Source organism: Pseudomonas sp. SYWMCR5 (assembly GCF_057197165.1).
Genome location: NZ_JBXUNH010000002.1, coordinates 315,707 through 327,280, shown reverse-complemented (window position 1 = coordinate 327,280; position 11,574 = coordinate 315,707). Strand labels below are relative to the sequence as shown.

Here is an 11,574-nt window from a genome sequence, read left to right as displayed (position 1 = left end):
CCTCTCCTTTGGTTGGTCCTCCCCCAACCCTTTGCCCCGCCGACCTTGGTCCGCGGGGCTTTTTTTGCAGCCTTGGCCGCGCGCACCCGTGTCAGGCTCATGACAAGGCGCGGATCAACGCCAGGATGTCGTCCCGGCTCACCACGGTGCGGCTCAGCGCATTGTGAATGGTGAAGCCTTCGATCAGCGCATCCAGTGCCCGCGCGGTCTTCTCGTCGAAATGCACCTGCAACGCCGCCCGCGAGCGAGCCATCCAGTCATCCATGATGTAGGTGTAGTCGGGGTGGCGCGAGACGAAGGCATAGAGTTCGAAGATCAGCAGCATCTGCCCGGAAGCTTTCCACAGCTCGCCACAGATCAGGTCGGCCAGCAGTTCGCGGGCATGCTCGGCATCACGCGCGTCGCCCAGGCGAGTGAAGTACTGATCGGCGATGCGGTTGGTCATCTTGACGAAGGCCGCCGCGACGATCTCCTGAATCGTGCTGAAGTGGTAGGTCATGGTCCCTGGCGAAACCCCGGCCTCGCTGGCGATGCGCCGGTAGGTGGCGCACACCGAACCGTCGCGCTGGATCACTCGCAACGCGGCGTCGATGATCTGTGCCTTGACGTCGCTGTCGCTGCTGTCCTGTTTTCGCGGCCTTGCCATGGTGGTCTCTTGAGGTGGATTCGCTGCAGAGCATACCAGCCAGGACGCTCGCCCGACATGCCGCACGATTCGTGCATCACAGCATTACGGTGACCACGTTGTTCCACGATCTGAACGGAATAAGCTAGACCCGGGCGCTTACCGTGACGCCTACGCCTATGACCATTCGATCGCGAGTGACAGCCATGCATCGCCCCAGAACCCTCTACGACAAGCACCTCGATGCCCACACCGTCTGCACCCTGGACGACCAGGGCCATGTGCTGCTGTACATCGACCGCCAGGTCGCCAACGAATACACCAGCCCCCAGGCATTCAGCGGCCTGCGCGAAGCCGGGCGGCAAGTCTGGCGCCCGGCCTGTACGCTGGCTGTAGTCGACCACGTCAACCCCACCGCCCCTGTGCGCATCGCGACCATGCCTGACGCCGGTGACGCACTGCAGGTTTCCTACTTCGAGCAGAACTGCCGCGACTTCGGCATCGAACTGTTCGATGTGCTGGACAAGCGCCAAGGGATCGAGCACGTGGTAGCGCCCGAGCAAGGTTTCATCCTGCCCGGCATGGTGGTCGCCGCTGGCGACAGCCACACCACCACCTACGGCGCGCTGGGCGCCTTCGGTTTCGGCATCGGCACCTCGGAGATCGAGCACCTGCTGGCCACCCAGACCCTGGTCTACAAACGCCTGAAGACCCTGCGTGTCACGGTGACCGGCGAGCTGGGCGCAGGCCTGGTCTCCAAAGACATCATCATGCAACTGATCCGCCGCATCGGTGCCTCCGGTGCCACCGGCTATGCCATCGAGTTCACCGGCCCGACCATCAGTGCCCTGAGCGTCGAGGCGCGCATGACCATCTGCAACATGGCCGTGGAAGCCGGTGCCCGGGGTGCCTTCATGGCGCCTGACCAGAAAGTCTACGACTACCTTGCCGACAAGCCCCGCGCGCCCAAGGGCGAGCTTTGGGAGCAGGCGGTGCAGACCTGGCGCGACACACTGTTCAGTGACCCGGGCGCGCAGTTCGATCTGGAAGTTTCCCTCGATGTTGGCGAGCTGGCGCCGATGGTCACCTGGGGCACCAGCCCCGACCAGGCCGCCCCGATCGACCAGCAGATACCCGACCCGCTGCAAGAACCCGACCTGATCCGCCGCCAGGACCTGCAACGCGCCTTGCGCTACATGGACCTGACACCCGGCATGCAGCTCGACCAGATCCCCATCAGCCATGCCTTCATCGGTTCGTGCACCAACGCCCGCATCGAAGACCTGCGCGATGCCGCCCGTGTGGTGCGCGGACGCCAGGTGGCGGCAGGCGTACGCGCAATGATCGTGCCCGGCTCCACCCAGGTGCGCGAACAGGCCGAACGTGAAGGCCTGGCGCAGTTGTTTCTCGATGCTGGTTTCGAATGGCGCCAGTCGGGCTGCTCCATGTGCCTGGCGATGAATGACGACGTGCTCAGCCCCGGCGACCGCTGCGCCTCGAGCACCAACCGCAACTTCGAGGGCCGTCAGGGCGCCGGCGCCCGCACGCACCTGATGAGCCCGGCGATGGTCGCCGCAGCAGCCGTCAGCGGCCACCTCGTCGATGTCCGCACTTTCTCCCTGGAGGCCTGAGCCATGCAACCCTTCCTCACCGAGACCGGCATCGCCGCCCCGTTCCTGGCCGCCAACGTCGACACCGACGTGATCATGCCCAAGCAGTTTCTCAAGGGCATCGATCGCAATGGCCTGGACCGCGGGGTGTTCTTCGACCTGCGTTTTGCCGCAAGCGGCGCGCCGAACCCGGAGTTCGTGCTCAACCAGGCACCGTGGCAGCAGGCGCGCTTTCTGGTGGTCGGCCCCAACTTCGGCTGCGGCTCGAGCCGCGAACATGCGGTATGGGGCCTCAAGCAACTGGGCATCCGCGCACTGATCGGCAGCAGCTTTGCCGGGATCTTCTTCGACAACTGCCAGCGCAACGGCGTGCTGCTGATCCAGCTCGCCGAAGCTGAAGTCAAGGAGATTGGCCAGTGGGTCAGCACACCCGACAGCGCCGAACTGAGCATCAATCTGGAGCAGCAGCAGATTGTGCTGCACGACGGTCGCTGCATTGCCTTCGAGATCGACCAATTGCGCAAGCAGGCGCTGCTGCTGGGGCTCGATGCCATTGGCAGCACGCTGCAGCGCACCGAGCAGATCCGCGCCTTCGAAGCCCGGTATCTGCAGGCCCATCCGTGGGTGGCTTGAACGTTCATGAACGGCCTTGTATCGCGATCACGCGCGCCGCAGCGGTATTCAGGCAAGCGGGCGACGCATGAGATACCTGATATTTTTGTCAGGTTCGCAATGAAATCCGATGGGTTATGTTTCGAGTGTGCCAACGCCAACAACTTTCGGTTGCTGGAACCGCTCAATTGACCCCTGGGAGTCAACTTCATGAAAACGACATCGAACGCCGCGCTGCCCATCGAACTCCAGCCGCCTACCTTCGAGCCTTTATACAATGGGATTGTCACCTGTGAATCAGCCAGGATCGGCGTGAGGTTGATCAGGCCTGTCGTCGCTGGGATGCGAGCAGGTGCTGTAGTGCACGTGTCGATCATCGGGAAGGATGAGCAAGGAGTGGAAGTAGGGTCGTACGAGTTTTCGGTGTTGGTCACCAACCCAACACAATCAGACATCATTTTTGTTCCGTTGAACCTGCTAAGCGAAATCTTCGTTGGTGAGATGATCGCCACGTATTCAGTATTTCAAGATGGCACTGCAACCCTTTCCCCCTCACAGAAAGTGCAGGTGTACCTGAGACTCGCCGGCGGACCCAGTTGCCTTGTACATGAAGGGGTGAAGAACACGTTCAAGGTGTAAGCAAATGCGCGTGCGAGCCGAGCCGACTCTTCGGCAATGCTCGCCGCTCTCTTAATCATCAGCGACCTATGCACGGAACGTTGCCAGGCTGATAAGAACCTTTTCTCAGCCCAGCAACACCCTGAAGTGCCGCTCGAGAAACTCCACGCACACGCGCAGTTTCGCCGAGTCCGCCAGGCGCGTCGGGTACACCGCCCAGACGTTGGCGCTCTGGGTGTAGTCGTGCAGCACCTGCACCAGCCGACCGCTCTCCAGCAACGGCCGCACGTCCCAGTACGAACGCAGCAGGATGCCCCGCCCGCCCAGGGCCCACTGCAGCACGATCTCGCCATTGTTCGACGACAGCGGCCCGCTGACCCGCACCCTCTCTTCACGCCCTGCATGCTGCAACTGCCACACACCGAACGGATTGTTGCGTTCCTTGAGCACCAGGCAGTCGTGATTGTCGAGATCCTTGAGGGTCAGCGGCGTACCCCGCTGGGCAAGGTATTCGGGAGTGGCGCACAGCACACGCTGGTTGCTCGCCAGCTTGCGCCCGATGTGCTGCGCCGGCAGGTCGTCGCCGATACGGATTTCAAGGTCGAAGCCTTCGGCGACGATATCCACCACCCGGTCGAACACATCCAGGCGAATCTCCAGGGCCGGATACGCCGCCGACAACTGCGCCACGGCAGGTGCGACATGGTTGCGGCCGAAGCCGAAGCTGCTGCACAGGTGCAGCACGCCGCGTGGTTCCTGGCGCACCTGCTTCATTTCGCCAACGAAGTCGTCCATGTCACCGAGAATGCGGATGGCCCAGCGCTGGGCACGCTCCCCGGCGTCGGTGAGGGCAATGCTGCGGGCGTTGCGGTGCAGCAGGCGCGTGCCCAGTGCGGACTCCAGCAAGCGGATGCGCTTGCTGACATAGGCTGGCGACAAGCCCAGCTCGTCCGCGGCCGCTGCGAAGCCTGACTTGCGGATCACGGTAAGGAACACCCGCAGGTCTTCCGGCAGCGGCGATTCGGCACGAGGTGTGTTCATTGCAGGGATTCTCGGGGTAGTGGATTCACGCTTTGAGCATGATGCCACCGCACCCGACCCGCCACAATCGAGCTGCTATCGCCTACAGCACCATCGCCGCTACCCAACCGAACGCCAGCAGCGGCAGGTTGTAGTGGATGAAGGTCGGCACCACCGTGTCCCAGATATGGTGATGCTGACCATCGACGTTCAGGCCCGAGGTCGGCCCCAGGGTCGAGTCCGAGGCAGGCGAGCCAGCGTCGCCCAACGCACCGGCTGTGCCGACGATGCACACCGTGGCCAGAGGATCGAAGCCCAACTGCACGCACAGCGGCACGAAGATCGCGGCAAGAATCGGCACGGTGGAGAAGGACGAGCCGATGCCCATGGTCACCAGCAGCCCCACCAGCAGCATCAGCAGCGCACCGATACCCTTGCTGTGGTCGATCCATTGTGCCGATGTCTCGACCAGGCTCTTCACCTCGCCGGTAGCCTTCATCACTTCGGCAAAGCCTGAGGCGGCGATCATGATGAAGCCGATCATGGCCATCATCTTCATGCCCTCGGTGAACAGATCGTCGGTCTCGCGCCAGCGCACGATGCCCGACAGCGAGAAGATCAGGAAACCGACCATGGCACCGATGATCATTGAATCCAGCCACAACTGGATGATGAATGCCGCAGCGATGGCTGCACCGGCCACCAGCAAAGTCAGCGGGTTGTACTGCACGCTGACCTGCTCGACCTCTTCGATGCGAGCCAGGTCATAGTCACGCTTGCGCCGATAGCTGATGAACACCGCCACCAGCAGGCCAACGAGCATGCCCGCCGCTGGGATGGCCATGGCGTGGGTGACGTTGACGCCGCTGATGTCCACGCCCGCGCGGCTGACGTTGGCCAGCAGGATCTGGTTGAGGAAGATGTTGCCAAAACCCACGGGCAGGAAGATGTACGGGGTAATCAGGCCGAAGGTGATCACACAGGCGATCAGGCGCCGGTCGATGCGCAGGCGCGTCAGCACGTAGAGCAGCGGTGGCACCAACAGCGGGATGAAGGCGATGTGAATCGGCAGAACGTTCTGCGACGACACCGCAACCACCAGCATCAGGCCAATCAACAGCCACTTGAGCGTGCCGCTCTGTACCTGCCCCTGGCGGTCGATCATCGCCAGCGCGCGGTCAGCCAGGGCGTGGGCCAGGCCGGACTTGGCGATGGCCACGGCGAAGGCACCGAGCAACGCGTACGACAACGCCACCGTCGCGCCGCCGCCCAGGCCGCCATTGAAGGCTGCGAGCGTACCTTCGATCCCCAGACCACCGACCAGGCCACCAGTCACGGCGCCAACGATCAGGGCGATGACCACATGCACGCGGGACAGGCTCAGTACCAGCATGATACCGACCGCGGCGATCACTGCATTCATGGTGTGCAATACCTCATTACGACAGACAAAAAGCGGGCGCTCCGGCGACAAGCTGCGCTGGGCAGCGGCCGGACCAGGGGTGTTGTTATGGAGGGCGCACACTCTGAAGCACTGGGGGGAGGATGTCAAAACTGCCGAGGAATGGCGGTTGTGGAAGCGCATTTATCTTTATTGAACGTTCATATAAAGAAAAGCCATGCGCCGCCGAAACAGTCGTCAGCCCCAGCTCTACTATTACAAGGGATGTACACCATGCCGTTGCGTCAACTTTCCATCCAATGGAAGATCACCCTGCTCGCCGGATTGTGCCTGGCCAGCATCGTCACATTGCTCGTCGGCCTTTCGTTGTATCGCATGGACCACAGCTCGGACCTGGTCAAGGCCAGCAGCTCGCAGATGCTCACCGAATCCGCCCAGGCCCGCATCGAATCTCAAGGCGAGGTCCAGGCGCTGAGCATTCGTCGTCGGTTCATGGACGCCTACCAGTACGGTGCCGGCTTCGCCCGTCAGGTCCTGTTCCTGCGCGAACAGGCCGAAAAGCGCTTCATCGACGCCCACGACCTGCGCCAGGACATGACCGCCCAGGTGCGCGCCGCACTGCAGGCCAACCCCGACCTGCTCGGCCTTTCGCTGGTGTTCGAAGCCAACGCCCTGGATGGCAAGGACAAGCTGTTCAGCGGCCTCGCCGAGCTTGGCAGCAACGAAACCGGGCGCTTCGCCCTGTACTGGTCGCAGCCGCGCGCAGGCCAGTTGACCGCCATGGCGTTGCCCGAGCGTGATATGGCCAACACCCAGATCGGCCCCAGCGGCGAGGCGGCCAATACTTGGTGGGCCTGCCCGCGCAGCACCGGCAAGGTCTGCGTGATCGAGCCCTACTTCTATGAAATCGCTGGCCAGCAAGTGCTGATGACCAGCATCGTCTTCCCGCTGATGGTGGATGGCAAGGTGATCGGCACCCTGTCCATCGACACCAACCTGAACAGCTTGCAGGCCCTGAGCGAAGATGCCAGCCGCAGCCTGTACGAAGGTCGCACCAAGGTCGGCATCCTCAGCCCCGCGGGCCTGCTGGCCGGCTACAGCCCGGACGCCGGCAAGCTGGCCGAGCGCTTCGACCAGGTCGATACCCGCCAGGGCGCCGAGCTGGTGCGCAAGCTGACCGCTGGCAAGCTGCAGGTGCTTCACGACCAGCAACGCCTGAAGGTACTGGCCGCGTTCGCACCGATTCCCGGCGGCAAGCCCTGGGGCGTGCTGCTCGACGTACCGGAAAGCGCCCTGACCGGCCCTGCCGACGCGCTCAAGCGCGAACTCGACGTGCTCAACACCAGCGGCACCCTGCTCGAGCTGGGCCTGGGCCTGGCTGCGGCGATCGCCGGCCTGCTGGCGGTGTGGCTGATGGCGCGCGGGGTAACCCGGCCGATTCTCGGTGTGGCCGCGATGCTCAAGGATATCGCCAGCGGCGAAGGTGACCTGACCCGTCGCCTGAACTACGACAAGCGCGACGAACTGGGTGAGCTGGCCGGCTGGTTCAACCGCTTCCTCGACAAACTGCAACCCACCATCGCCGAGGTGAAACGCTCGGTGCAGGCAGCACGCGGCACGGCCGACCAGTCTGCCGCCATCGCCAGCGAAACCAGTGCGGGCATGGAGCAGCAGTACCGCCAGGTCGACCAGGTCGCGACCGCCTCTCACGAAATGAGCGCCACCGCCCAGGACGTCGCCCGCAGTGCGGCCCAGGCAGCGCAAGCCGCGCGCGATGCCGACCAGGCCACCCGCGAAGGCCTGGCCGTGATCGATCGGACCACTGATAGCATCGATGCGCTGGCCGCCGACATGAGCAGCGCCATGGCCCAGGTCGAGGGGCTGGCGCAAAACAGCGAGAAGATTGGTTCGGTGCTGGAGGTGATTCGCTCTATCGCCGAGCAGACCAACCTGTTGGCCCTCAACGCGGCCATCGAGGCCGCGCGCGCCGGGGAAGCCGGGCGCGGCTTCGCGGTGGTCGCCGACGAAGTGCGCAACCTCGCGCGGCGCACCCAGGAGTCGGTGGAAGAGACCCGCCAGGTGATCGAGTCGCTACAGGCCGGCACCCGCGAAGTGGTCGGCGCCATGGACAGCAGTCATCGCCAGGCCCAGGGCGGCGTGCAGCAGGTTGGCCAAGCGGTTACCGCGCTGCAGCGCATCGGCCAGGCGGTCACCGTGATCAGCGACATGAACCTGCAGATCGCCTCGGCCGCCGAAGAACAGAGCGCGGTGGCCGAAGAGATCAATAGCAATGTGGCCACCATTCGCGACGTGACCGAATCGCTGTCAGGTCAGGCCAACGAATCGGCGCGGGTCAGCCAGTCGCTCAATAGCCTTGCCAACCAGCAGCAGGGGCTTATGGACCAGTTCCGGGTCTGAACAGAAAGCCTGCGGCGCAATTGCCGCCGCAGGCGCGCTCAGCCTTCGTTTTTTTGGGGCGAGTAGAACCGGCCGCCATCAAGAATCCTGTCAAGCCGCCTCAACGCGGCGTACACGTTTGGCCGAACGCCCATCGGCGGCTGGGATTCATGGGGGAACATCGCGTCGGTGTAGCCTGTCTGCATCAGCAACATATGCATCTCGTAGGCGTTCAGGTAGAGATGGTGCTGTTCCATGGCGTAGGACTGGATCAGCGTCAGCGCGCCACCTATCATCGCTGTCGCAGACGAGGTGCCGCCATAGATGTTGGTGTAGTCCCTGTCATTGCCGTCCTTGTCCTGCAAGAACCCAGTGGGTGACAAACCAAGTGTCACCACCGAGTCTCCCCAGGCGTTGAGCATGCGATAGGGGTAGTTGTAGTTGGATTTTCTGTGGGGATGGCCAGACCATGACTCACACGCCCCTACCACGATGGCACCAATGTCTTTCGTGGCATCGAAGTAACGCCATCGCGACAAGTTCACCCCAGTCCCTGCCACTGCCCCGATATCGCTGTTGTCCTGGTTGAACCCATTACCCGCTGCACATACGACCACAGCCCCACGGTCAACCAATCGTTCGATTACGCTCGACCACATCGCGGAGTGCAACGTCGGCAGGTACGCCTCCGGCCTTTTAGCATCGTGGACCTGACGGACTATGGTGACCACATCGCCGGGCATGACTCGGATCAGCAGTTGATCGAGCGTGCGCCTTCCTGCCTCGGAGTTGTAGAAGAACACTTCCGACTGATGGCTGATGCCTGTAACCCCGGTACCGTTGGCAGAGGCGATTATCACCCCTGCCGATGAGCTGCCGTGATCAGGGCTACCGTTTGGCTCCAGGACAATGACCTTGATAGCGCTGTTGCCGCGCAGCTCTTCATGATTTGGGTAAAGGCCACCATCGACCAGATGCACGCGTGCCCCTCGCCCCTTGACCTCCTTTTCCCAGGCCTTGCGGATGTTAAGACCCTTGATCAACGCATCCGGCTCGTCAAGGTAGCGCTGAAGCGCTTCGAAATCGGGGGTGGGCTGCGACTCGTCATATGCCTTGTTACCGTAGTGAACGGCGACCCCGGTCAGCACCGTCGCCAAGGCACCAGCGAGAAGCAATGGCCCTGCGGCCGACTGTTCGCCCACGGGGGCCAGGTGCACATGCTCAACGTAGTCCAGTTGCGCCACATGTTTGCCGAGCACGATGAACGTGTCGTTGTTCATGCTGGCGGGCTGTTCGATCTGCCAGTAATCGCGCAATGCCTGCAAGCTTTCGATATCGCGTTGCTCGGGCTCAAGGTACTGGCGCCATTGCAAAAGATGCTCCAGCCCCGGCCAGCGCCGCATCAGCAGGGAGTTCGAATCCGCTTGCATGTCTGCGGCGAAGCGCTCGGCACCACCCTCGGCAAACTTCACCAGCAAAGGGCCGACCGCAGGTTTGAAGTTGATAGGGTCGTGTTGCTGCAACATGTCGTCGACCAGCTCGAACGACTGCGGCATCTTGCGCGCCGCCGGATCAGACGTGGCGTCGCGCCTGCTGCGGCCCGAGCCAAGAAAGGTACGCGTCGATTCCCCGGGCTGAATGTCGAACTCCAGTGGCGCAAATGTACGCGTAGCGCCACCCGCCTTTTGAATCCAGGTCACGGTAGGCGTGATGGCGAAACGACCGTAAGGCGCATCGACCTTGAACGTAATGGGGCAGCCATAGTCGGTCAACTCACCACTGGAGGCATGTGAAGGTGCCGTCTCGGTCTGCAGCAAGCTGACGCTATTCCCGTCTTTCCTGTGCAACTGGTAGGTGATGCGCTTGATGTTCTCAAGATCACTTCCGGTACAGCGAACGAGCAGTAGCCCATCGAAGCGGTAGCTGCGGTAATGGACAAATTTCAGGTCAGTCATCACAAGCCCTCGGGGCAAGAAAGTAGAAGTGGGGGCCGGCAAGCAACCATCCGCCGGTGGGACGATGATTGGGCAGGTCAGGGTTTGCTTGCAGAGGGAAGCAGCATCGCGAGCCCGGCCCTACCATGCCCTGGTCTACACTGCCCAGTTGGCAAGCCCACAAACGAAGAGGTCATGATGAAAAAGATTCCCACGCTGCTGGCCGGGCTGCTGCTCGCGCTGGGCCTGGCCAGTACCGACAGCGCGGCACGCGCCGAGTCAGCCAAGCCTATCCAGTTCGGCGCCATCGGCTGGGAAAGCGGCGCCCTGACCACCGAAATCCTGCGCCTGATCGTCGAGAAGGGTTACGGATACCCCACTGACACCCTCCCCGGCAGTACCGTCAGCATGGAAGTGGCACTGGCGAAAAACGACCTGCAAGTGATCGCCGAAGAATGGGCCGGCCGCAGCCCCGCTTGGGTCGACGCCGAGAAAAAAGGCCTGGTGTTCGCCTTGGGCGATACCGTGAAGAACGCCGTGGAAGGCTGGTATGTGCCGGCATACGTGATCAAGGGCGACCCGGCGCGCAACCTGAAGCCGCTGGCGCCAGAACTCAAGAGCGTCGCCGACCTCAAGCGCTACCCGCAGGTATTCAAAGATCCCGAGGCGCCGACCAAAGGCCGCTTCCTCAACAGCCCCAGCGGCTGGACGTCGGAAATCGTCAACACCCAGAAGCTCAAGGCTTACGCACTAGAGGGGCTATACACCAATTTTCGCACCGGCTCCGGCGCCGCCCTCGATGCCGAGGTCAGCTCGGCGATTCGGCGCGGCCAGCCCGTGCTGTTCTATTACTGGAGCCCCACGCCCCTGATGGGCCGCTTCGACCTCGTACGCCTGGAAGAGCCGCCTTACGATGCCCAGGCCTGGGCCACCTTGACCGACCCGGCCAACCCCGCCCCACGCGGCAGCAGTTCGCTGCCCGCCAAACTGTCGATTGGCGTATCGCGGGCTTTCAAGACGCAGTACCCGGACCTGGTGGCCCTGTTCGAAAAAGTCGACTTGCCAATCGACACCCTCAATCAGGCCCTGGCCATCATGAGCGAGAAACGCCAGGACCCGCGGGAGGCGGCCAAGGTATTTCTGCGCGAGCATCCGCAGGTCTGGGAAGCCTGGATGCCGTCCGAAGTGGCGCGCAAAGTCGTCGACGCGCTCGGGAAACCCTAATCAGGCAAAGAAATGTAACACCCCTCCCCTTGGCCCCGGCACTCCATGGACTAGGCTTACACCCATGTGATGCCGGGCCCCTCTGACGGTTTGCGCCGCCATGTCGGAATCACTGTTGCCATGCAACGTCGA

The 11,574-nt window shown here is 62.8% G+C and carries 9 protein-coding genes and 1 pseudogene; 6 read left to right on the top strand and 4 right to left on the bottom strand.

From position 1 onward, the window contains the following. Window positions 1–97 precede the first annotated feature (97 nt). Window positions 98–646 carry a TetR/AcrR family transcriptional regulator gene (locus tag AC2CGW_RS07410; RefSeq protein WP_186664448.1) on the bottom strand — a complete coding sequence of 183 codons (549 nt, stop codon included), beginning with the start codon at window positions 644–646 and terminating at the stop codon, window positions 98–100. Between the two features lie 185 nt (window positions 647–831). On the opposite strand from AC2CGW_RS07410, the gene leuC reads away from it, so the two are divergent. The 3 genes from leuC to AC2CGW_RS07395 all read left to right on the top strand — a co-directional run bounded on the left by leuC (window position 832) and on the right by AC2CGW_RS07395 (window position 3,486). Then, on the top strand, window positions 832–2,256 hold the full coding sequence (gene leuC, locus AC2CGW_RS07405) for a 3-isopropylmalate dehydratase large subunit (protein ID WP_484573777.1): 1,425 nt from the start codon (window positions 832–834) through the stop codon (window positions 2,254–2,256). Window positions 2,257–2,259: 3 nt separating this feature from the next. Beyond that, a complete protein-coding gene (gene leuD, locus AC2CGW_RS07400) occupies window positions 2,260–2,868 on the top strand; it encodes a 3-isopropylmalate dehydratase small subunit (protein WP_484573776.1) in 609 nt (202 codons plus the stop codon). 189 nt (window positions 2,869–3,057) lie between these two features. Beyond that, window positions 3,058–3,486 carry a hypothetical protein gene (locus tag AC2CGW_RS07395; RefSeq protein ID WP_186664442.1) on the top strand — a complete coding sequence of 143 codons (429 nt, stop codon included), beginning with the start codon at window positions 3,058–3,060 and terminating at the stop codon, window positions 3,484–3,486. Window positions 3,487–3,591: 105 nt separating this feature from the next. On the opposite strand, the gene AC2CGW_RS07390 is transcribed toward AC2CGW_RS07395, so the two are convergent. Continuing rightward, complete coding sequence (locus AC2CGW_RS07390; RefSeq protein ID WP_186664440.1) at window positions 3,592–4,506, bottom strand: LysR substrate-binding domain-containing protein; 915 nt, start codon at window positions 4,504–4,506, stop codon at window positions 3,592–3,594. 82 nt (window positions 4,507–4,588) lie between these two features. Next, the gene (locus AC2CGW_RS07385; protein ID WP_186708320.1) at window positions 4,589–5,908 is read right to left on the bottom strand and encodes a Na+/H+ antiporter family protein; all 1,320 of its coding nucleotides are present in this window, start codon (window positions 5,906–5,908) and stop codon (window positions 4,589–4,591) included. Between AC2CGW_RS07385 and AC2CGW_RS07380 the strand changes: the two are divergent. Beyond that, window positions 5,849–7,447 (top strand): annotated as a pseudogene (locus AC2CGW_RS07380) (methyl-accepting chemotaxis protein); the annotation flags it as partial. The gene AC2CGW_RS07385 and the pseudogene AC2CGW_RS07380 overlap by 60 nt on opposite strands. A 102-nt stretch (window positions 7,448–7,549) precedes the next feature. Further along, on the top strand, window positions 7,550–8,305 hold the full coding sequence (locus AC2CGW_RS07375) for a methyl-accepting chemotaxis protein (protein ID WP_484574006.1): 756 nt from the start codon (window positions 7,550–7,552) through the stop codon (window positions 8,303–8,305). Between the two features lie 38 nt (window positions 8,306–8,343). Here AC2CGW_RS07375 and AC2CGW_RS07370 read toward each other — a convergent pair whose 3' ends face one another. Continuing rightward, complete coding sequence (locus AC2CGW_RS07370) at window positions 8,344–10,239, bottom strand: S8 family serine peptidase (RefSeq protein ID WP_484573775.1); 1,896 nt, start codon at window positions 10,237–10,239, stop codon at window positions 8,344–8,346. 177 nt (window positions 10,240–10,416) lie between these two features. Here AC2CGW_RS07370 and AC2CGW_RS07365 point away from each other — a divergent pair, with 177 nt between their 5' ends. Continuing rightward, the gene (locus AC2CGW_RS07365) at window positions 10,417–11,442 is read left to right on the top strand and encodes an ABC transporter substrate-binding protein (RefSeq protein WP_186665417.1); all 1,026 of its coding nucleotides are present in this window, start codon (window positions 10,417–10,419) and stop codon (window positions 11,440–11,442) included. The last annotated feature ends 132 nt before the right edge of the window (window positions 11,443–11,574 follow it).

What these genes read in the sequence shown, in the direction of transcription:
- AC2CGW_RS07365 (WP_186665417.1), top strand. Translation starts at nt 10,417, where the DNA reads ATGAAAAAGATTCCCACGCTGCTGGCCGGGCTGCTGCTCGCGCTGGGC.
- AC2CGW_RS07410 (WP_186664448.1), bottom strand. Translation starts at nt 646, where the DNA reads ATGGCAAGGCCGCGAAAACAGGACAGCAGCGACAGCGACGTCAAGGCA.
- leuD (WP_484573776.1), top strand. Translation starts at nt 2,260, where the DNA reads ATGCAACCCTTCCTCACCGAGACCGGCATCGCCGCCCCGTTCCTGGCC.
- AC2CGW_RS07370 (WP_484573775.1), bottom strand. Translation starts at nt 10,239, where the DNA reads ATGACTGACCTGAAATTTGTCCATTACCGCAGCTACCGCTTCGATGGG.
- AC2CGW_RS07385 (WP_186708320.1), bottom strand. Translation starts at nt 5,908, where the DNA reads ATGAATGCAGTGATCGCCGCGGTCGGTATCATGCTGGTACTGAGCCTG.
- leuC (WP_484573777.1), top strand. Translation starts at nt 832, where the DNA reads ATGCATCGCCCCAGAACCCTCTACGACAAGCACCTCGATGCCCACACC.
- AC2CGW_RS07395 (WP_186664442.1), top strand. Translation starts at nt 3,058, where the DNA reads ATGAAAACGACATCGAACGCCGCGCTGCCCATCGAACTCCAGCCGCCT.
- AC2CGW_RS07375 (WP_484574006.1), top strand. Translation starts at nt 7,550, where the DNA reads ATGGAGCAGCAGTACCGCCAGGTCGACCAGGTCGCGACCGCCTCTCAC.
- AC2CGW_RS07390 (WP_186664440.1), bottom strand. Translation starts at nt 4,506, where the DNA reads ATGAACACACCTCGTGCCGAATCGCCGCTGCCGGAAGACCTGCGGGTG.